This is a genomic window from Amphibacillus indicireducens (assembly GCF_039539605.1).
GTDB lineage: Bacteria > Bacillota > Bacilli > Bacillales > Amphibacillaceae > Amphibacillus > Amphibacillus indicireducens.
On the sequence record NZ_BAABDL010000041.1, the window covers coordinates 36,179 to 58,354 of the forward strand.

At 36.9% G+C, this 22,176-nt stretch carries 22 protein-coding genes; 21 read left to right on the forward strand and 1 reads right to left on the reverse strand.

Features of this window, described 5'->3' with window-relative positions; genetic code table 11:
- The first annotated feature begins 81 nt into the window (after window positions 1–81).
- Window positions 82–771: a ribonuclease III gene (gene rnc / locus ABD814_RS03835; RefSeq protein WP_344910506.1), complete on the forward strand. Its 690-nt coding sequence runs from the start codon at window positions 82–84 to the stop codon at window positions 769–771.
- A 135-nt stretch (window positions 772–906) separates the two neighbouring features.
- On the opposite strand, the gene ABD814_RS03840 is transcribed toward rnc, so the two are convergent.
- The gene (locus tag ABD814_RS03840; protein WP_344910508.1) at window positions 907–1,128 is read right to left on the reverse strand and encodes a DUF1128 domain-containing protein; all 222 of its coding nucleotides are present in this window, start codon (window positions 1,126–1,128) and stop codon (window positions 907–909) included.
- A gap of 111 nt (window positions 1,129–1,239) precedes the next feature.
- Between ABD814_RS03840 and smc the strand changes: the two genes are divergently transcribed.
- The 20 genes from smc to codY all read left to right on the forward strand — a co-directional run bounded on the left by smc (window position 1,240) and on the right by codY (window position 22,045).
- Complete coding sequence (smc, locus tag ABD814_RS03845) at window positions 1,240–4,812, forward strand: chromosome segregation protein SMC (RefSeq protein ID WP_344910510.1); 3,573 nt, start codon at window positions 1,240–1,242, stop codon at window positions 4,810–4,812.
- A 12-nt stretch (window positions 4,813–4,824) separates the two neighbouring features.
- Window positions 4,825–5,820 (forward strand): signal recognition particle-docking protein FtsY, encoded by a 996-nt coding sequence (gene ftsY / locus ABD814_RS03850; protein WP_344910512.1) that lies wholly within the window; start codon window positions 4,825–4,827, stop codon window positions 5,818–5,820.
- A gap of 74 nt (window positions 5,821–5,894) precedes the next feature.
- Window positions 5,895–6,221 carry a putative DNA-binding protein gene (locus ABD814_RS03855; RefSeq protein WP_344910514.1) on the forward strand — a complete coding sequence of 109 codons (327 nt, stop codon included), beginning with the start codon at window positions 5,895–5,897 and terminating at the stop codon, window positions 6,219–6,221.
- Window positions 6,222–6,234: 13 nt separating this feature from the next.
- Complete coding sequence (gene ffh / locus ABD814_RS03860; RefSeq protein ID WP_344910516.1) at window positions 6,235–7,587, forward strand: signal recognition particle protein; 1,353 nt, start codon at window positions 6,235–6,237, stop codon at window positions 7,585–7,587.
- Window positions 7,588–7,667: 80 nt separating this feature from the next.
- Entirely contained in the window at window positions 7,668–7,940 is a 273-nt protein-coding gene (gene rpsP, locus ABD814_RS03865) for a 30S ribosomal protein S16 (RefSeq protein WP_344910519.1), read from the forward strand.
- 14 nt (window positions 7,941–7,954) lie between these two features.
- Window positions 7,955–8,182 (forward strand): KH domain-containing protein, encoded by a 228-nt coding sequence (locus ABD814_RS03870; RefSeq protein ID WP_344910521.1) that lies wholly within the window; start codon window positions 7,955–7,957, stop codon window positions 8,180–8,182.
- Between the two features lie 337 nt (window positions 8,183–8,519).
- The gene (rimM, locus tag ABD814_RS03875; protein WP_344910523.1) at window positions 8,520–9,032 is read left to right on the forward strand and encodes a ribosome maturation factor RimM; all 513 of its coding nucleotides are present in this window, start codon (window positions 8,520–8,522) and stop codon (window positions 9,030–9,032) included.
- A complete protein-coding gene (gene trmD / locus ABD814_RS03880; protein WP_344910526.1) occupies window positions 9,032–9,769 on the forward strand; it encodes a tRNA (guanosine(37)-N1)-methyltransferase TrmD in 738 nt (245 codons plus the stop codon). Before rimM ends, trmD begins: the two co-directional genes overlap by 1 nt.
- A 127-nt stretch (window positions 9,770–9,896) precedes the next feature.
- Entirely contained in the window at window positions 9,897–10,244 is a 348-nt protein-coding gene (rplS, locus tag ABD814_RS03885; RefSeq protein ID WP_344910528.1) for a 50S ribosomal protein L19, read from the forward strand.
- A gap of 137 nt (window positions 10,245–10,381) precedes the next feature.
- Complete coding sequence (lepB, locus tag ABD814_RS03890; protein WP_344910530.1) at window positions 10,382–10,951, forward strand: signal peptidase I; 570 nt, start codon at window positions 10,382–10,384, stop codon at window positions 10,949–10,951.
- A gap of 10 nt (window positions 10,952–10,961) precedes the next feature.
- The gene (gene ylqF, locus ABD814_RS03895; RefSeq protein ID WP_344910532.1) at window positions 10,962–11,810 is read left to right on the forward strand and encodes a ribosome biogenesis GTPase YlqF; all 849 of its coding nucleotides are present in this window, start codon (window positions 10,962–10,964) and stop codon (window positions 11,808–11,810) included.
- Window positions 11,811–11,914: 104 nt separating this feature from the next.
- Entirely contained in the window at window positions 11,915–12,715 is an 801-nt protein-coding gene (locus ABD814_RS03900) for a ribonuclease HII (protein WP_344910534.1), read from the forward strand.
- The gene (locus tag ABD814_RS03905; RefSeq protein WP_344910536.1) at window positions 12,696–14,471 is read left to right on the forward strand and encodes a hypothetical protein; all 1,776 of its coding nucleotides are present in this window, start codon (window positions 12,696–12,698) and stop codon (window positions 14,469–14,471) included. Before ABD814_RS03900 ends, ABD814_RS03905 begins: the two co-directional genes overlap by 20 nt.
- Window positions 14,468–14,755, forward strand: coding sequence for an EscU/YscU/HrcU family type III secretion system export apparatus switch protein (locus ABD814_RS03910; protein WP_344910538.1), 288 nt, complete (start codon window positions 14,468–14,470; stop codon window positions 14,753–14,755). The genes ABD814_RS03905 and ABD814_RS03910 overlap by 4 nt, the downstream gene beginning before the upstream one ends.
- Before the next feature lie 96 nt (window positions 14,756–14,851).
- Window positions 14,852–15,748, forward strand: coding sequence for a DNA-processing protein DprA (gene dprA, locus ABD814_RS03915; RefSeq protein ID WP_425549051.1), 897 nt, complete (start codon window positions 14,852–14,854; stop codon window positions 15,746–15,748).
- Window positions 15,749–15,890: 142 nt separating this feature from the next.
- On the forward strand, window positions 15,891–17,969 hold the full coding sequence (gene topA, locus ABD814_RS03920; protein WP_344910542.1) for a type I DNA topoisomerase: 2,079 nt from the start codon (window positions 15,891–15,893) through the stop codon (window positions 17,967–17,969).
- A gap of 373 nt (window positions 17,970–18,342) precedes the next feature.
- A complete protein-coding gene (xerC, locus tag ABD814_RS03925; RefSeq protein WP_344910543.1) occupies window positions 18,343–19,248 on the forward strand; it encodes a tyrosine recombinase XerC in 906 nt (301 codons plus the stop codon).
- Between the two features lie 14 nt (window positions 19,249–19,262).
- Window positions 19,263–19,814: an ATP-dependent protease subunit HslV gene (hslV, locus tag ABD814_RS03930; RefSeq protein WP_344910545.1), complete on the forward strand. Its 552-nt coding sequence runs from the start codon at window positions 19,263–19,265 to the stop codon at window positions 19,812–19,814.
- A gap of 15 nt (window positions 19,815–19,829) precedes the next feature.
- Window positions 19,830–21,227: an ATP-dependent protease ATPase subunit HslU gene (hslU, locus tag ABD814_RS03935; RefSeq protein WP_344910547.1), complete on the forward strand. Its 1,398-nt coding sequence runs from the start codon at window positions 19,830–19,832 to the stop codon at window positions 21,225–21,227.
- Between the two features lie 32 nt (window positions 21,228–21,259).
- Window positions 21,260–22,045, forward strand: a complete 786-nt coding sequence (gene codY, locus ABD814_RS03940) for a GTP-sensing pleiotropic transcriptional regulator CodY (RefSeq protein ID WP_344910549.1) — start codon at window positions 21,260–21,262, stop codon at window positions 22,043–22,045.
- Window positions 22,046–22,176: the final 131 nt, after the last annotated feature.

A 22,176-nucleotide genomic window follows, 5' to 3' on the forward strand; every position in this document is an offset into this window, starting at 1 on the left:
CGTTAATTTTTAACGAGACCTTTGCATTATTTAAAAAGACAAGCTAAAATATATTAAAGTGAATAGGAGGTATTTTATGCAATGAATTTCACTGCATTGGAAAAAGAGTTAGCGATTACATTTAAAAATCAAAACCTATTAATTCAGGCCTTTACACATTCCTCATATGTGAATGAGAATAGAAATAAAATTCATCGGGATAACGAACGTTTAGAGTTTTTAGGTGATGCGGTATTAGAATTAGGTATTTCTCAATACTTATATCGAACGTACCCGAATAAGCCTGAAGGAGAGTTAACGAAGTTGCGCGCGATGATTGTCTGCGAACCAGCCTTAGTTAAGTTTGCACTAAATCTTAATTTTGATCGATATGTATTACTAGGAAAAGGTGAGGAACGTACAGGTGGAAGAAAGCGACCCGCATTACTAGCAGATGTCTTTGAAGCCTTTATTGGTGCATTATATTTAGATCAAGATTTTAATGCTGTTGTCGACTTTCTACATAATCACGTTTATCCAGAAATTAAAAACGGGATTCTTCTTGATGCACTTGATTATAAGAGTCAATTACAAGAGCTGATTCAGCAAGATAAACAGAGTGAGATCAATTATGAGATTATTTCAGAGAAAGGTCCTGCACATGATCGAGAATTTGTTGCTCAAGTCAGAATAAATGATCAAGTGGTTGGGGTTGGCCATGGTCGAACTAAAAAAGAGTCTGAGCAACGTGCTGCTAAAAAAGCGTTAGACAAACATCAAACTTCAATTTAGTTGAACGTTGGCTTGTTTTTATGAAAGGATTCGTAAAAACGAGCCAACGGTAATATTTGACGATTGAAATCAAGCCTGAATGATCATCATTAGACGATCTTGAGTCAACAGCTGTCAAAAAACGTCCTCAAGCGATTATTTGCGGATCGCTGCTAATTCTTCAACAAAAGCCTCTTTCTCAGAGATACTTATGACTGATTTGTCAGACACATAATCATACAACCACTTTAAATCATCATACTTATTAATATTATAGTCTTCAGGATCAAGTAAACTGGTATTGGCTACATCCAGTTTCTCACCGATTTTTTCTAAAAGATAAGCTAAATTTGTTTGATTTGCTTCAGATAAGTCCATTCTTTGCCTCCTTTTTAATCTGCCCTACTATCAAAGCTCTCTTTATGATAAAATATATAGGTTGAAATAGAAAGAGATGATTGTTATTTTTAATGAAATAGGTGAAAAAATATGTTCTTAAAAAGATTAGAATCAGTCGGGTTTAAATCATTTGCTGAACCGATTACGGTTGATTTTGTTCCAGGTGTGACTGCTGTTGTTGGTCCGAATGGAAGTGGTAAGAGTAATATTACCGATGCGATCCGTTGGGTACTAGGTGAACAATCCGCGAAATCATTGCGTGGTACTAAGATGGAAGATATCATCTTTCAAGGAAGTGATACACGTAAACCTCTTAACTTTGCCGAAGTTACCTTAATTTTAGATAATCAAGACGGTACATTACCAATTGATTATCAGGAAGTGAGTGTTACACGACGGGTATCTCGTTCTGGAGAAAGTGATTTCTTCCTAAACAAACAATCGTGTCGTCTAAAAGACATTGTTGATTTATTTATGGATTCTGGTCTTGGGAGAGAAGCGTTCTCGATTATTGGTCAAGGGAAAATTGAGGAGATTTTAAGTTCGAAGGCAGAGGAAAGACGGACAATTTTTGAAGAAGCTGCTGGTGTCTTAAAATACAAAAACCGAAAGAAGAAGGCAGAGTATAAACTTGCTGAAACACAAGAAAATTTAAATCGAGTTGAAGATATTATTCATGAAATCGATGGGCAATTGGAGCCATTAAAAGAACAATCATCACGAGCTAAGGAATATTTAGCGCAAAAAGACCAACTCAAAGGCGCTGAAATAACGTTATTAAGGACAGAAATTGAGCTCTTACATAATGACTGGCAAGAGTTTTTAACGAAAATAAAGCAATTAAAAGAAACTGAGAATGATTATTCAGTTGAAATTCAAATTGAAGCAGCTGAAGTTGAAAAAGTTCAAACGGAGATTGAACAAATTGATCAAGTTGTCGAAAGTTTACAACAAAAGCTGTTATCACTAACCGAATCATTTGAAAAATTAACAGGTGAAAAAAACGTTATTTTAGAAAGAGCGAAATATACAACTGAAAATAAAGATAAGCTCATACGTCAGCTTCATTTGATTAAGGAACAAATCGAAGCTACTAATCAACAATTAACAGTTGAACAGGCTCAATTAACGTTAATTACAAACAATCGTCAACAGACAACTGCGAAGCTAAAAAAACTTGAGCAACGGTTAATGCATAACGAAGATGAGTTAGAACAAGAAATTGACTCATTGAAAGCAGATTACATTGAAAGTCTTAACCATCAAGCAACGACACGTCACTCGATTAAAACAATTGAGCAACAATTGACACAGATCACTGCACAAAAAGAACGCAATCAGTCACAACAAACGACTGAGCATGATGATTATCAGCAGTTATTAGCGGTAAAAGAAAAATTAACTGATGAGAACAATAGTTTAAAACAGAAATTAACCACCATTCAAGACCAGCTTAAAGAAACAGAGTCTAATCAACAACAAGCAACAATGACTCTGCAAGACATGAGGGATAAGCTAGAACAAGGCCAGCGGCAAATTGATCGTCTCCAATCAAGAAAAGAAATGCTTGAAGAAATGAAGCAAGATTTCCAAGGATTTTACGCTGGTGTAAAAACGGTGCTTAAAGCGAGAGAAGAAGGAGAACTCGATCAAATTCATGGTGCTGTAATCGAATTACTTGATATTCCAGAACGTTACTTAATTGCTTTAGAAACGGCTTTAGCAACACAAGCGCAACACATCGTTGTGGGTGATGAGCAAGCTGGTCGTAATGCGATTGAATATTTGAAACGAAAAAATAATGGTCGGGCAACTTTTTTACCACTCGATGTGATCAAACCGAAAAACATCCCCGGACATTATTTAAATAATGTATCTGCACATCCGGGATTTGTGACAGTCGCCAATCAAGCGCCTAAAACAGCTTCAGCTTATCAATTAGTCGTTGATTATTTGTTAGGTCACACGATCATTGCTGAAAATTTAAAAGCAGCTAATGAAATTGCTCGTTTAACAGATCGACGATTCCGGATTGTCACCTTAGATGGAGATATTGTCAATCCTGGAGGATCAATGACAGGTGGTGCGCGCAAATCAACAAACCAGAATTTTTTCACGCGTGACAAAGAACTTGAAAAGTTAACGAAAAAAGTAGCTGAATTTACTGAACGTGCGAGTCAATTTGAGTTAGAAATTGTCCAGCAATCAAAAGATGTTGATCAATTGAAACAGAATTTGATTGATTTAAATGAACAGAGAGAACAGGTTCAACAACAGCTTCATCAAAACTTAGGAGAACAACAAGCGAATCAAATTCAACGATCACATCTTGAGAAACAATTAAAAATTGCTGAACAAGATCGTGAGCAAAGAACCTCAGAACTCAACCGTCTTCAGTCAGAAAAACAGACAAATGAAATTCAGTTGAACGAATTGCAAAGCCAAATTGAAGCGATTCAAGCAAAAATTACTGAACTGACACAAGAACAGGCTAACTTTGAAGAAAATAAAGCATTGTTACAAGCTGAGCTTCAGACGCTACAAGTAAAAAGTGCTGAAGAAAAGAAAGAACTGTTGTACCAAACAGAAAAGGTTGAACAACAGCAAAATAAGTTAACCGAATTAGCGACTTCAATGACGGAAGTGAATCAAGAATTGACAGTCATTAAAGAAGCGGAAGCGAGTCTGGAGTTTATTACTGAGTTGGATCAAAAAATTGAGCGCAATGAAAATGATAAACAGGAAGTGACACGTGACATCCAAGTCAACCGTCAAGCACGGCTGACTCTAACGCAACAAGTATCTGAACGTGAGGCTAAACATCGTACATTACAAGCAAAAAAACAGGCGCTAACTGATCAAAGACAACAGTTAGAAGTCAAGTCAAATCGCCTTGATGTTGAGCTGGAAAATCGTTTACTGCAACTTCAAGAAGACTATCAAATTAGTTTTGAAAAAGCACAACAAGACTACGAAAAGTCAGATGATTTGAAGTCGCTGAAGCGAAAAGTTAAACTGATAAAGCGAACGATCGATGAGTTAGGGACCGTTAACATCGGTGCGATCGATGAATATGAACGGATTTCAGAACGTTATCAGTTCTTAACGACACAGCAAGCCGACCTAGAAGATGCAAAAGAAACATTATACACCGTCATTTATGAAATGGATCAGGAAATGGAAGAACGTTTTGAAGCATCCTTTACTAAGATTAAAGCGGAATTCACCGAAGTTTTTAGTCAATTATTTGGTGGAGGACATGCAGAACTCTCATTAACGGATCCTGACCAACTCTTAACAACAGGTGTTGAAATTAAAGCACAACCTCCAGGAAAAAAAGCACAACAACTCGCACTATTATCTGGTGGAGAGCGTGCATTAACTGCAATTGCACTATTATTTGCAATTCTTCGCGTCAGACCAGTACCATTCTGTGTTTTAGATGAGGTCGAAGCTGCTTTAGATGAAGCGAATGTTGAGCGGTTTAGCCGCTACTTGAAGACGTATAGTCAAGATACGCAATTTATCGTCATTACCCACCGAAAAGGGACGATGGAAGGTGCAGACGTCTTATATGGTGTCACGATGCAGGAATCTGGTGTATCTCGTTTTGTGTCTGTTAAGCTAGAAGAAACTGAACAATTATTAGAAGCGAAATTATAAAGGGTGAAACAGATGAGTTTTTTTAAAAAGTTAAAAGAAAAATTTTCTGCCACAAGTGAAAATAAGCAATCATCAGAAAAGTATCAATCAGGATTAGAAAAAACGAGACAATCATTCTCGTCAAAGCTCAATGATTTGATGGCTCGGTACCGAAAAGTAGACGAGGACTTCTTTGAAGAACTAGAAGAAGTATTAATTTCAGCCGATGTTGGGGTTAACACAGTGATGGAACTCGTTGAAGAGCTAGAAATGGAAGTGAAACGTCAAAACATTAAGGAAACTGATCAGTTAAAAGAAGTGATTTCTGAAAAACTGGTTGCCATTTATATGGATGAAAACGAGTCGATTCCAACGTTAAATATCCAAGAAAATGAGTTGTCTGTGATTTTATTTGTTGGCGTTAATGGTGTTGGTAAAACAACAACAATTGGTAAGTTAGCCCATAAATTAAAACAAGAAGGAAAAAAAGTCATGTTAGTTGCTGGCGATACATTCCGTGCTGGTGCAATCGAACAGTTAGACGTTTGGGGCGAGCGTGTTGGAGTTGAAGTGATTAAACAAAGCTCTGGCAGTGATCCGGCAGCAGTTGTTTATGATGGCATTCAAGCAGCCAAATCACGTGGTGCAGATGTATTGATTTGTGATACAGCTGGACGTTTGCAAAATAAAGTGAATTTGATGAATGAATTAAGCAAAGTTAATCGAGTGATTGAGAGAGAAATACCGGGTGCACCACATGAGGTATTGCTCGTTTTAGATGCAACTACAGGTCAAAATGCACTCAGCCAAGCAAAAGTATTTTCAGAAGCAACAAATGTATCTGGAATTGTTTTAACAAAGCTAGATGGGACAGCCAAAGGTGGAATCGTTTTAGCGATTCGCAAAGAATTAAATATTCCAGTTAAATTAGTTGGCTTAGGTGAGCAGATGACTGATTTACAAGTCTTTGATCCTAATGCGTTTGTCTATGGCTTATTTTCAGATCTGATCGATGCAGAGGCAGACTAAAACTTGACAAATGCTTTTGATTTCATCTACTATGCAAAATGTGAAGGGGTTTTACTTAACGAGGGGTGTTTTAAATGTTAGAGAAAACAACGCAAGTGAATTTTTTATTTGATTTTTATCAAGCATTATTAACACCTAAACAACGCGATTACATGGAACTTTATTATTTAGAGGATCATTCATTAGGTGAAATAGCTGAACAATTTGATGTTTCAAGACAAGCGGTTTACGATAATATCCGCCGAACGGAAGCAATGTTAAAGAGTTATGAAGAGAAGCTTAAATTATATGAAAAATTTGTTGAACGACAAGACATGCTCAGTCAATTAACTGAGCATGTCCACAATCACGAACAAACGAAGACACTACAGATGATCAATAGAATTAAAGAATTAGATTAGGAGGTACCCCTTAATGGCTTTTGAAGGTTTAGCAGATCGACTCCAAAGTACGATTAAAAAAATGACTGGCAAGGGAAAAGTATCTGAACAAGATGTTAAAGTCATGGCTCGTGAAGTGCGTCTTGCGCTACTTGAAGCGGACGTAAATTTTAAAGTTGTTAAAGAATTTGTCAATAAAATTCGTGAACGAGCTGTTGGTTCAGAAGTGATGGAAAGCTTAACACCTGGGCAACAAGTGATCAAAATTGTTAAAGAAGAGTTGACCGCACTAATGGGTGGTGAGCAAAGTAAAATTGCAGTTGCCGATCGACCACCGACAGTGATTATGATGATTGGTCTTCAAGGTGCAGGTAAAACGACAACGACAGGAAAGCTTGCAAACTTATTGCGTAAAAAACATAATCGCAAACCGCTATTAGTTGCTGCAGATATTTATCGCCCGGCTGCAATTGACCAATTAAAAACGGTTGGTAAGCAATTAAATATTCCTGTTTTTGAAAAAGGAACCGAGGCAAATCCAGTAGATATTGCAAATGAAGCAATTGAATATGCCAAAGCTGAGCATTTAGATTATGTGATTATTGATACAGCAGGTCGTCTGCACGTCGACACGGATCTAATGGATGAGCTCAATCAAATTAAAACAAGTGTGACACCTGATGAGATTTTTTTAGTTGTCGACGCGATGACGGGTCAAGATGCAGTTAATGTCGCTGAAAATTTTGATCAGCAATTAAATGTCACGGGTGTCGTCTTAACTAAATTGGACGGCGACACTCGTGGTGGGGCGGCCTTATCAATTAAGGCTGTAACGAATAAGCCGATTAAATTTATTGGTATGGGTGAAAAGCTTGATCAATTAGAAGACTTTCATCCAGAGCGAATGGCTTCTCGAATTCTCGGTATGGGTGATGTTCTCACATTAATCGAAAAAGCTGAAGCAACGATTGATGAGAAAAAAGCCAAAGAGCTCGAAGAAAAAATGCGTTCAGCTAGCTTTGATTTTGATGACTTTCTTGAACAAATGGAACAAGTGAAAAGCATGGGACCTTTAGATGAGTTACTCGGCATGCTCCCAGGTGCAAACAAAATGAAAGGCCTTAAAAATGTTCAGCTTGATGACAAACAATTGGTTCATGTAGAAGCGATTATTAAATCGATGACAAAACAAGAGCGACAAGATCCAAACCTAATGAATCCGAGTCGAAAAAGACGGATCGCCAAAGGCTCAGGTCGGCCAATTGCTGAGGTTAATCGCCTGATCAAGCAGTTTAATGAAATGCGAAAAATGATGAAGCAAATGTCTGGTATGCAAGGTGGTAAAAAGGGTAAACGAAGAAAAGGTTTTAATTTTCCGATGATGTAATGTAAAAACACTTTACAGACTAAAAGTTTTCTGATACAATCTTAAATTGTGAAGATTAATAGGTAATGGAGGTGCGAAATATGGCAGTTAAAATTCGTTTGAAGCGTATGGGGTCAAAACGTAACCCTTTCTATCGTGTAGTTGTAGCTGATTCACGTTCACCACGTGATGGACGTATCATTGAGCAAATTGGAACATACAATCCGGTTGTTGATCCGGTTGAAGTTAAATTAGATGAAGAAAAAGCATTAGACTGGATGACTAAGGGTGCACAACCAAGTGATACAGTTCGTAACTTATTCTCTAACCAAGGCATCATGCAGAAATTCCACGATCAGAAAAATCAAAAATAAGGTAGTGTGATAACATGGAAGCCTTAATAACAACAATTATTCAACCATTAGTCGATCATCCTGAAGATGTGATTGTTACTGAAAATGAAGAGTCGAACAAAATCATTTATCATTTAACAGTCCATCCTGATGATGTTGGAAAAGTGATTGGAAAAAATGGTCGAATTGCTAAGTCGATTCGTACAGTTGTTTATGCGATCGGTTCTGATGAAAAAAAACGTATTTATCTAGATATCATGTAAAACAGGGAGAGCATGTCTTTCCCTGTTTTTAATCTATTGAAGGGTAATTATTGTAGTTAATGAGTAAAGCAAGCTTTGCCGGTGATTTTCACTGCAGGTGGATGCTTTCCGCGGGCACGGCCTCAGCTAACTTTTGTAGCAAAAACCGCTACAAAAGTGGATCTTCGGACTCGTGCTATTCCCGCTGGAGTCACCACCTTCCGTTACAATCACCTAGTTTGAGTTTAAATTTTAAACAATAATTAATTTATTAATTCCGTCTATTAAGATTTCAACAACTAATGCTATTTTGAAACTAAAGCAATTAAATATCAATAAACAAAGTAGGTGAATCGTAATGGAATTTTTTAATGTAGGTAAAATTGTTAATACACATGGCATTAAAGGAGAGGTTAAGGTTGTGCGTATTACCGATTTTGATCAGCGGTTCCAACCAGGAAACGAACTCTACTTATTCATGCCAAATCAAACTGAACCGATCAAATTAACGATTGAAAAACATAGAAAGCATAAACAGTTTGATATGCTCTTATTTAAAGGTCTTCACTCAATTAATGAGGTTGAACACTTTAAACAAGGTATTCTCAAAATAACTGCAGATGACCAACATCAATTAGAAGAAGGCAGTTATTATTACCATGAAATTATCGGCTGTGAAGTAAAAACAACAGCTGGTGAATCACTCGGCACAATCAAAGAAATTCTTGCGCCAGGTGCAAATGATGTTTGGGTCGTCAAGCAGAAATCGAAAAAAGACTTGTTGATACCTTATATTGACGATATCGTTAAAGTAGTTGATATTGAACAAAAACAAGTGATTATTGAACCAATGGAAGGGCTGTTATCGTAATGAAAATTGATGTTTTAACCTTATTCCCTGACATGTTAGCAGGTGTGATGGGTTCATCGATTATGAAAAAAGCACAAGAACAAGGTGCAGTAGACTATCAAGCAGTTGACATTAGAAGCCATGCAGATAATAAACATCAAAAAGTGGATGATTATCCATATGGTGGGGGCGCAGGTATGGTACTCATGCCACAACCAATTTTTTCTGCTGTCGAGGCAATTGATAAGAATCCGGAGCAACCTCCACGAATCATTTTAATGTGTCCACAAGGTGAGCGTTTTGACCAGAAAAAGGCGGAAAGTCTAGCGAAAGAAGAGCATTTAATTTTCATTTGTGGTCATTATGAAGGTTATGATGAACGGATTCGAGAACATTTAGTAACAGATGAAATATCGATTGGTGATTTTATTTTAACAGGTGGCGAAATTGGGGCTTTAGCGGTAATTGATAGCGTTGTTCGACTTTTGCCAGATGTATTAGGGAATGAAGCGTCAGCTGTCGAGGACTCATTTTCAACAGGCTTGTTAGAACATCCTCATTATACGAGACCCGCTGAATTTAATGGATATGAGGTGCCAGAAGTTTTACGTTCAGGTCATCATCAAAAGATCACCGACTGGCGGAAAAAACAATCCTTATTGAGAACGAAGCAACGCCGACCAGATTTATTAGAAAATTACCCACTGACAGATCAAGAAAAACAATGGTTAAAAGAAAGTGAATTAAATCGAGATTAAGCTTGTAAATGATCATGTTATATGATATATTTACTTTCGGACAAAAGGAATGCCTTTTGGATAAAACGATGTTCCGCTGACATGATTAAATGAGTCAAGAGCATTAGTTGAGAAGGAGTGTATACACATGCAACAATTAATTGCAGACATTACAAAAGACCAACTTCGTACAGATCATCCTGAGTTTCGCCCAGGAGATACGGTAAAAGTTCACGTTAAAGTTGTTGAAGGTGAGCGTGAGCGTATTCAGTTATTTGAAGGTGTAGTCATTAAACGCCAAAACGGTGGTATTAGTGAGACATTTACTGTACGTAAGATTTCTTATGGTGTTGGGGTAGAACGTACTTTTCCAGTACATTCACCACGCGTAGCTCAAATTGAAGTTACTCGCCACGGTAAAGTTCGTCGTGCCAAACTATATTACTTACGCGATCGTCGTGGTAAAGCAGCACGTATTAAAGAAAAACGTCTATAAAAAGAAAACAAAGGAGCTTGATAAAAATCAAGCTCCTTTTTTCAATCTATGGTAAAATAAATAAGAAAGCTTGACTTGAACACATTTATTTAATTAATAATTCGATAACATTAACGTTAGATGATGGTGGTGTCATAATGAAAGAAAAAGAACAAAGTGAATGGCTCAGTTGGTTAAAAGCGTTAATTATCGCCCTTTTTTTAGTCTGGTTAATCAGAACTTTTTTAGTTATTCCAATTGAAGTGGATGGCCCCTCAATGGAACCGACCTTACACAATGGTGATTACTTGATTGCTGAAAAAGTGTCTTATCGATTCTCAAGTCCTAAACGATTTGATATTGTCATTTTTCATGCAACGGCAGATAAAGACTATATTAAACGGATCATTGGCTTGCCAGGGGAAGTCGTCGAATATAAAGATGATAAACTATACATAAACGATCAGTTTATCGAAGAGCCTTATTTAAGTGACCATATCGCTCAACTGCAGTCTGACACAATCTATACTGTTGATTTTAACTTAACTGAAGATATTATCGGTCGACATCAAACAATTCCAGAAGGCTATTATTTAGTTTTAGGGGATAATCGATCGAATTCTACCGATAGCAGAAGTGATTTAGTCGGCTTAGTTTCTGAAGATGATATTATCGGTCAAGCAAGATTTATTTATTGGCCATTTAAGCGAATCCGTTTAGTAAACTAGAGGTGAGAATATGACAATACAATGGTTTCCTGGCCATATGGCCAAAGCAAGAAGGGAAGTACAAGAGAAATTAAAGCTCGTAGATTTTGTAATTGAACTCGTTGATGCTCGTGCCCCACTAGCATCACAAAATCCGATGCTTCAAGAAATTCTCCAACAAAAACCTAAAATGCAAATATTGATGAAGAAAGATTTGGCTGACCCTGAAGCGACAAAAAAATGGCTTGAAAAGTTGCAAGCAGACGATGTTGAAGCAGTTGCAGTTGATGTTCAAAATCGTCAAGATATTCAAAAAGTAATTGAAACTGCTAAAAAAATGACTGCTGAAAAAATGGCAAACTTGAAAAAAAGAGGTGTCCGACCACGAGCCGGTCGAGCGATGATTATCGGAATACCAAATGTCGGTAAATCAACATTGATCAATCGTCTAGCAAATAGAAAAATTGCGAAAACTGGTGATCGTCCAGGGATCACGACTGCTCAGCAATGGATTAAAGTAAAAAAAGACTTTGAATTGTTAGATACACCGGGTATTTTGTGGCCAAAGTTTGAAGATCAACAAATTGGTTATCGTTTAGCTGCGATAGGAACAATTAAAGATCAAATTTTGTCCATTGAAGCAATTACTCGATTTACTTTGAAGTATATTCAAGAATCATACCCACAACTGCTATTAGAAAGATATCAGCTAACTGATATTGAAGCTGATTATGAGCAGATCATCGAGCAGATTGGACGGCAAAGAGGGGCATTAGCACCTGGTGGTACCGTTGATCTTGCAAAGACGGCTGAATTATTTATTCGTGATTTTAGAACAGGTAAAGTGGGACCGATCACTTTAGAACAACCAGATAATTAATCAACTTAAAGCGCAAATAGATTTGGTTTGCGCTTTTTTGCTGACTAAAAGATCCTTTGAAAATGTCGATATTATCAATAACAGTAAAAAGGGGTTTATTCACGTTGAAAAATCAATCAATTACAGAAATTAAACAGATGTTAGATCAAGGTATACTCTCAGATGAAACGATCGAACAATTAAAATTAGATTCACGAAAAGGTGTTCAACAAGCAGTGCGGAGCTACCAGAATAAACAAGCAAAACAAGCTCTTTTGATTAAGCAATTTCAAGCAATGAGAAAGTATGAAGAAAAAAATTACCTGAATGGTAAACAATTTATCGCTGGTATTGATGAAGTTGGCAGAGGACCTTTAGCTGGGCCTGTAGTCGCGGCCGCTGTCATTTTACCAGAAAACTTTACGTTAATTGGTTTGACTGATTCTAAAAAGCTAACGGTTAAGCAAAGAGAAGCATATGCTGAAATCATTAAACAACAAGCTGTTGCGATTGGAATTGGTGAGATCAGCCCACAATTAATTGACGAATTAAATATTTATCAAGCCTCAATCTTAGCGATGGAACGAGCTGTGGATCAACTGACAGTTCAACCAGATCATTTATTAATTGATGCTGTAGAGTTACCTAATTTAGCTTATTCAAGTGATGTGATTATTAAAGGTGACCAAAAAAGTATTTCGATTGCGGCCGCAAGCGTGATTGCAAAAGTGCATCGTGATCAAATGATGGCTGAATTACATCGAACGTATCCTTACTATCAGTTTGATCAAAATCAAGGCTATGGTACGAAAGGGCATTTACAAGGTCTTGAAGAACATGGAATTACACCATTTCATCGTAAGTCATTTGCGCCGGTCAAAGATAAACTAAAAGGAGGCGGTGGTGATGGGACCACTCTTTTCTAACGTATCTCCACAAATTCGAGCAATTCTGCAAGATCAACAAGCACAGCCGTTAACTTTAAGACAGGGCCAAGTTATGCTAGGTAAAATTAAAGAGCTTTTACCGAATAATGTTGCTGTAGTTCAATTTGGTCATCATCAAATCACAGCGAAATTGGAAGTGCCAATATCAGTAGATCAAGCCTATTTATTTGAGGTGCTCTCAACAGGTGAACTTCCTCAATTAAGTGTTGTATCACAATCAATGTCAAATGTGTCAATAGCTGAACAAATCCAGCTTATTTTAGCAAAATTAAATCTAAGTCCTACGCTAGAAAATCGCCAATTTGTTCAAGAATTGTTGACAAATGAGATTCCAGTGCGACAAGCAGATTTAAAACAGGCGCTAGAAATATTTAAAAACAATCAAACACCGGAAACAAAAGAATTATTAATTCATTTATTAAAAAGACAACTCCCTATAACGGAGATGACCTTAAACGCCGTTAAAGCTGTTCAATCAAACCAATCGATCAATAGCCAAATGATTGATCTTTATCAAGTGCTTGAACAACAGCCTAGTTCAAGCGTGTCAGCAAATCAATTGATCGATGTGTTAGCACAATTGATCAATGATGAAGCGATCTCAGGGCAACCGACGCCACTGACAAATCAACAAATTTTGACGCTCAGCTCATTGCTACAACAAGCAAATATTTCAGGAGCTGATGAGGGTAGAGTACTACAAGCGAATCAATCAATTGAATCTTCGGCATCAGGGAATCAGACAACTGAATTAAACATTACCAATGAAGTCGTTCAACGGATGGAGGCACAACTCGCTCTAACAGATAAACAATTGTTTCAATTTAAAAAAGTCTTAACACAAATTCAGCATCAAGCTCAATTTCCATCACCTAGATCAATCGAGCAACTCGAAATGTTATTAAAAAATACGACTGTCACTCATAAATTGATTCAACATCTACCGAGTCAAGCTGTTGAATCATTAGAAAATTTTATTAGCCAACCGAATCAAGCTAATTTAACTGAATGGATTGAACCATTAACAAACTTAATTAATCTGCAGCTACCTAGTGAAAACAAAGACCAGATCTATAATTTATTAACCCGACTGGATCGAGCAAATCCAGAATTGTTTCCGATTAAAGATCAATTTATCATTCATGTAAAAAACTATTTATTGAACGCTGGACTAGACTATGAATATCAGATCGCAAATGAAGATCAACAAGGAACTAATCAAACTGGATCACTGAAACAGTTGATTTTACAATCATTTACTGATCAATCTGTTGGTGGCAGAGAGGCGGAGCAACTGTTAAACCATTTAACTGGGCAACAATTAACACTAATTAATGAAACGGCTAACTTTCTTCATTTATCGACATCGATACCTGGATTATTTGGCCAAGAAGACATTGAAATTGAGTTTTATAGTCGTAAAGATGAAAGTGAAAAAATTGACTCTGATTATTGCCGGATTGCCTTTTACCTTGAATTAGATCAATTAAAGACGACGATGATTGATATGAATGTTCAAAATCGAGTTGTCCATTTAACTGTCTATAACGATCAAGATTTATCAGATCTACTCAATCAATTTAAACCACTACTTAAGCAGGGATTAGCACGATTTAACTATCACTTATCGACAACGAGTTACAAACCATTCCCTGATAAACGAACGGATTTTGCAATTAAACCTGAATCACAAGCAACATCGATCCAGTCAAGTCGTTTGGATGTGAGAATATGAGTCAAGATAAGGAACTTAAAAAGGCAATTGCCCTTCAATATGATCAAGAAAAAAATCAAGCACCAGTTGTCACTGCTAAAGGACAAGGATACATCGCTGAAGAGATTTTAAACCGGGCAAAAGCTGCAGATGTGCCAATTCAAGAAGATAAAAGTCTTGTTGAGATGTTAGCGCAACTAAACATCAATGATCGAATTCCAGAAGAACTCTATCAAGCTGTTGCCGAGGTATTCGCATATATCTATCAAATTGATTTAGAGCAAAAGAAAATCATAAAAAAATAAAGGAATTTTGCACTTCTCTGTAGAAATAGTAATAGACGTACAGGTTTAGCTTACGACTGTACGTCCATTACTAATCATTTAAAAGGAGTGTATCACTTGAATTTGTCACGACTACGTCTAATTTATTTAGCCCAATCCCCTCTAGTTACAAGATCCTTTTTACAAAAACTCACCAACGAAGACCCTGATTGCTCTAAAATTTATGATTGTTCATCAAAAGAGCTAGTCGATCATTATCAGTTCAGTAATAAAAAAGCTGAGCAACTCTATCATTACATCCAACAATTCGATTCAAACCACCCGATCTTAAAAAAACTACGACAGTTTAAAATCTGGACAATCCACGATCAGGACTTTCCTCCATATTTAAAATACATTCCAGATCCACCAATCATTTTATATGGACTAGGACGGTCTGATTACTTAACGCATTCGCCAGCACTTGCTGTTGTTGGAACGAGAAGGCCATCAAAAGATGCTAAAAAGCATATGTATCAATTGTTAAAAACACTAGTTGATCGTGACTGGTTATTCGTGAGTGGCATGGCTAATGGAATTGATGGTTATGCCCATCGTATAGCCGATTATTATGGTGGAAAAACAATTGCCGTCATCGCAGGCGGTTTAAGCCACCCTTATCCACCTGAGCACCTCGATTTATTCCAGCGATTAACTGATAAACATCTCGTTATTTCTGAATATCCACCACACGTAAGACCTGAGCGTTATCATTTTCCTGAACGTAATCGGATCATCAGCGGGTTGGCTTTTGCAACCCTCGTTTTTGAAGCGCAAGAAAGAAGTGGTTCATTAATTACTGCCGATCAAGCACTAGAACAAGGCCGAGAAGTGATGGCAGTACCCCATTCAATTAGTCTCGAACAAGCAAAAGGTTGTCATTCTTTGATCCAAAATGGCGCTAAATTAGTACAAAATACCTATGATATTTTACAAGAATGGGAAGAATCAAAACTGAATTGGCAACAAATATGAGCAATATTGCATGGAAATTGATAAAAAACAACCGGTGTAATTATAGAAAATTTGACAAAACAATAGAAAGTATTTAATAATAGTGAAAGTTTATTTAATTCATTTTGGATAAATTATAGTTGATCCCTTGGGAGGGAAAATCATGTCAGATTATTTAGTGATCGTTGAGTCGCCTGCAAAAGCCAAAACAATTGAACGCTACCTCGGAAAAAAATATACCGTTAAAGCTTCGATGGGACATGTGCGTGACTTACCAAAAAGTAAAATGGGTATCGATTTTGAAAATGACTATCAGCCGAATTATATAACAATTAGGGGTAAAGGCCCTGTATTAAAAGAGTTAAAAACTGCAGCAAAAAAAGCTAAGAAAATATATTTAGCAGCTGACCCCGATCGCGAAGGTGAAGCGATTGCTTGGCATTTAGCTCACAACTTAAATGTTGATCCAAATTCTGAGTGTCGGGTTGTGTTTAATGAAATTACTAAAGAAGCAGTCAAGGATTCATTTAAATCACCAAGATCGATTAATATGGATCTTGTTGATGCACAACAAGGGCGTCGTATTTTAGACCGCCTAGTAGGTTATAACATTAGTCCATTATTGTGGAAAAAGGTTAAAAAGGGTTTAAGCGCTGGTCGTGTTCAATCCGTTGCAGTCAAGATGATTATTGATCGTGAAAATGAAATTAAAAAATTTAAACCAGAAGAGTACTGGTCAATTATCGGAAACTTCTTATCCAATGATGAACCATTTGAAGGTTATTTTTATCGCTTAAATGGTAAGAAATACGACTTACCAAATCAGGAGGCCGTTGATCAAATTTTGAAGCGTATTCCAGAGAAACAATTTACTGTAACTAATGTTACGAAAAAGGAACGCAAAAGAAATCCAGCTGTGCCGTTTACAACATCTTCATTACAGCAAGAAGCTGCTCGGAAGTTAAACTTTAGAGCACGAAAAACGATGATGATTGCACAGCAATTATATGAAGGAATTGACCTAGGCAGAAAAGAAGGCGGTATTACGGGTCTGATAACGTATATGCGTACAGATTCAACTCGAATTTCAGAAACTGCACGTGTAGAAGGACGAGACTTTATCACTGAACAATATGGTTCCGAATACCTTGGCATCAAGCAAAAGACCAAAAACCAACAACAAGCTCAAGATGCACACGAAGCGGTTCGCCCAACGTCTGCTTTCCGTGAACCGAGTAAGGTAAAAGATAAACTATCAAGAGATCAATACCGTCTTTATAAACTAATTTGGGATCGGTTTATTGCTAGCCTGATGGCGCCAGCAATTATGGATACGATGACCGTCCAATTAGAGCAAAATGATGTCCAATTCCGTGCAACAGGCTCTAAAATAAAGTTCAAAGGGTTTATGAAGATTTATATTGAAGGTAATGATGACAACGTCAAAGAAGAACACAAACTTCTTCCTGCGCTTGAAGAAGGAATGGTCGTTGATGTTGATAAAATTGTTCCTAATCAGCATTTTACGCAACCGCCTCCAAGATATACAGAAGCACGATTAGTCAAGACGATGGAGGAAAACGGCATCGGGCGCCCGTCGACTTATGCACCAACGTTAGATACAATTCAACGACGTGGTTACGTGACGTTAGATAATAAACGTTTTGTACCAACAGAGCTTGGCGAAATTGTGATCAACATGATTATCGAATTTTTCCCTAAAATTATTGATATTGACTTTACAGCTAAAATGGAAACTGATCTTGACCAAATTGAAGCTGGTGAAAGTAACTGGGTCACAGTCATCGATCATTTCTATCAAGATTTTGAGAAGAAATTAAAAATTGCAGAAAAAGAAATGGAAAATGTCGAGATTAAAGATGAACCAGCGGGTGAGGACTGTGAGAAATGTGGTAACCCAATGGTGATTAAAATGGGCCGCTACGGTAAATTTATGGCCTGTTCAAACTTCCCTGACTGTCGAAATACAAAGGCGATCTTAAAGGAAATTGGTGTGACTTGTCCGAAATGTAAGCAGGGCCAAGTCGTTGAGCGTAAATCGAAGAAAAGACGGATATTCTATGGATGTGACCAATATCCCGAATGTGATTTTATCTCTTGGGATAAGCCAGTTGCTCGTAACTGTCCAAACTGTACTGAGCAATTAGTCGAGAAGAAATCAAAACAAGGTGTAACCGTACAATGTATTGCATGTGATTATAAAGAAGCTACTCAGAAATAGTTTTTGATTACAATCATTAAAGCTATTCAGCAAAAACCGTGTGAAGTTCAAGCTAAGCTTGCTTCACGCGGTTCTATTTGTCTGAAATCAAACGTGTTTTACTATGTGAAGTAGAACACTCTTTAATTGATTATCGATCGCACTGTGTAGTAAACTAACAAACGAATAACGTTGATTGAATGCAGAAAAAGATGATTAAATCAGCTGTATTGGCCAATTTATTTACTAGTTGAAATATTTGCTAGAAGATAAATAACTATGGTATGATGAAATGGAAGTAAAGATTCAGAACTTTAATATTATTCGGAGAATGAGTTGCATTCAAGAAGACATTATGATACGGTTTAATCGCTTATATTAAAGAGGGGCTATTATGGATAACAATCAGCTTCAAGAGCAGTTTAGTTTATATTTAAAAATCGAGAAAGATGTCTCACCATATACATTAAAGTATTATAACCAAGATATTGATGATTTTAAAGTTTTTTTAAATCAAGAACAAATTTTCAGTTTTACTGATATTGATGATCGAGTCGTACGCTTTTTTCTAACTTATCTTTACCAAAGAAAATTAAGTCGAAAAAGTGTTGCCCGAAAAATTTCTAGCTTAAGAACATTTTATAAGTATCTCGAGCGAGAAAAAATAACGACTAGCAACCCTTTTTTAACAGTCTCATTACCAAAAACTGAACAAACTTTGCCGCATTTTTTGTATGAAGAAGAGATTAAAGAACTATTTACAATTAGTGACTTAACGACACCACTTGGTCAACGGAACCAAGCATTAATTGAGTTAATGTATGCAACTGGTATCCGTGTCAGTGAGCTTGTCAACTTGACGATAGATGCGATTGATTTTTCGTTAGCAACAATTTTAGTGTTGGGAAAGGGGAGAAAGGAACGTTATGTTCCATTTGGTTCATATGCTAGAGATGCATTACGTTTATACATTAGTGAAGGAAGAGAAGTATTGCTAAAGAAAAATTCAGCTGGTACAGATGCTCTTTTTTTAAACTCAAATGGAAAACAATTAACGACACGTGGTGTTAGCTACATTCTCAATAAAATTGTTGAAGAAGCTGCAACTACGATCCACATCCATCCCCACGCTTTACGCCACACATTTGCTACGCATATGCTAAATGCAGGTGCAGACTTACGGAGTGTACAAGAATTATTGGGGCATGATCATCTATCCTCAACACAAGTTTATACACACGTATCAAAGGATCGTTTGAAGGATGTGTATATGAAAGCGCATCCAAGAGCGAAGTTATAAAACGAGGTGAAAATATGGAAACAGAATTCCATGCAACAACGATATTTGCTGTTCATCATAAAGGTCAATGCGCAATGAGTGGTGATGGACAAGTGACGATGGGGAATGCTGTCGTTATGAAGCATAAAGCGAGAAAAGTTCGAAAATTATTTAACGGACAAGTTTTAGCTGGATTTGCTGGTTCAGTTGCTGATGCTTTCACATTGTATGAGAAGTTTGAGGCAAAACTGGAAACTTATAATGGTAATTTAGAGCGTTCTGCTGTTGAATTAGCTAAAGAATGGCGTAGTGATAAAGCGTTACGACAATTAGAAGCATTATTAATTGTCATGAATAAAGAAACAATTTTGCTCGTATCGGGGACAGGAGAAGTGATTGAACCGGATGATGGTATCTTAGCGATCGGCTCTGGAGGTAATTTTGCTCTGGCAGCAGGAAGAGCATTAAAACGTTATAGCCCAGAAAAGAGTGCGAGTGAAATCGCCCGTGCAGCTTTAGAGATTGCAAGTGAAATATGTGTTTATACAAATGATCAAATAATCCTTGAAACACTCGAAAATGAATAACTAGGAGGTGATTTGTTGAGTTTAGATCTTACACCTAAAGAAATTGTTAAGGAATTAAATCGGTACATTGTCGGTCAGAATCAAGCAAAACGATCTGTGGCAATTGCCTTAAGGAACCGGTACCGCCGGATGAAAATTGCAGACGATTTTCGTGAAGAAATCATTCCAAAAAATATCCTTATGATTGGGCCGACAGGAGTAGGAAAAACGGAGATTGCTAGACGTTTAGCCAAACTAGTTGGTGCACCTTTTGTCAAAGTAGAGGCAACAAAGTTTACTGAAGTTGGTTATGTTGGTCGTGACGTCGAATCGATGATCCGTGACTTAGTTGAAATGGCAATTCGGATGGTTAAACAAGAAAAGATGACTGAGGTTGAAGCTAAAGCAGAAGAGTTAGCAAATAAAGCGTTAGTTAATTTACTTGTGCCAATAGCGAAGAAACAACAGAATCAAATTAAAAATCCATTTGAAGTATTTTTTCAACAAGCGCAAGATCAACCAGAAACAGACGATCAGCCACAACTCAATGAAGAAAAAATTAAAAAGCGTAAGCAAGTTGAACATAAATTAGCACTTGGTGAATTAGAAGATACATTTGTGACGATCGAGGTTGAAGAGAGTCAGCATTCAATGTTTGATATGATGCAAGGAACAGGTATGGAACAAATGGGTGTTAATATGCAAGACATGTTTGGTCAGCTGATGCCGAAAAAAATGAAAAAACGAAAATTAACTGTTAGTGAAGCACGCAAAATTCTCACCCAACAAGAAGCACAAAAGTTAATTGATATGGAAGAAGTTACTCAACTTGCTCTAGAGCGTGTTGAACAAGCTGGCATGGTTTTTATTGATGAAATTGATAAAGTTGCCGGTAAAAGTGAAGGGCAAGTCGATGTGTCGCGGGAAGGTGTCCAACGTGATATTTTGCCAATTATTGAAGGTTCAACAGTTGTGACAAAGTATGGACCTGTTAAGACAGATCACATTTTATTTATTGCAGCTGGAGCCTTCCATATGGCAAAACCATCTGATTTAATTCCAGAACTACAGGGACGATTCCCAATTAGGGTTGAGCTAGAGAAGTTATCGGTAGATGACTTTAAGCGCATATTATCAGAACCCTCCAATGCATTACTGAAACAATATCAAGCATTATTAAAAACAGAAGAGATTGACGTCATATTTACTGATGCTGCAATTACACGGATTGCTGAGATCGCATATGAAGTGAACCAGGAAACAGATAATATTGGCGCACGTCGTCTGCACACAATTTTAGAAAAGCTACTTGAAGACCTATTATTTGAGGCTGATGACATCACAATGCCATCAATTGAAATCACACCACAGTATGTAGATGAGAAGTTGAAAGCAGTCGTTAAAAACAGAGATTTACGTCAATACATTTTATAAGTATTTTTTGATCAAGGAAACGGAGGAATAGTATGGAACTACTAACACGTACTAGAAAAATTAATTCAATTTTACAAGGCGCAAAAGCGAAGTCTGTTAATTACAATGAGATGGCAGTAACATTGCAAGAAATTATCGGAGCAAATGTTTTTGTTGTGAGTAATAAAGGAAAACTATTAGGATTTTCAATCAATCAAAAAATTGAAAATCCAAGAATGATCGCAATGCTTGAAGAACGTCAATTCCCGCTCGAATTTACTGAAAGTTTATTCGATATTCATGAAACAACAGCAAATTTAGATATTGACAGTCCTTATACGGCGTTCCCTGTTGAAAATAAAGACCTCTTTAAAGATGGACTAACAACGATCGTTCCGATTATTGGGAGTGGGGAGCGGTTAGGAACATTGATGTTAAGTCGCTTGGATACAGTATTTAACAATGATGATCTTCTCTTAGCTGAATATGGTGCTACGGTTGTTGGAATGGAAATTCTCAACGTCAAAACAAAAGAGATTGAGAAAGAAGCACGTTCAAAAGCAGTTGTGCAAATGGCGATTAGCTCACTTTCATATAGTGAATTAGAAGCGATTGAGCATATTTTTGCAGAATTAGATGGGAAAGAAGGATTACTCGTCGCAAGTAAAATTGCTGATCGGGTTGGGATTACGAGATCTGTAATTGTTAATGCGTTAAGAAAGCTAGAAAGCGCTGGTGTGATTGAATCACGATCACTAGGAATGAAAGGAACTTATATTAAAGTACTTAACGATAAGTTTCTTCTCAAGCTCCAAAAACTTAAATCTGAAGATAATTAAAAAAACCTTGCATGATTTTTCATGCAAGGTTTTTTATCCAAAAATATAAGTCTAACTATTTACCCTAGATTATTCATAGCCCAATCATAAAACCTGAATAAACCGCATCAAATCAATTAAAAATAACCAAT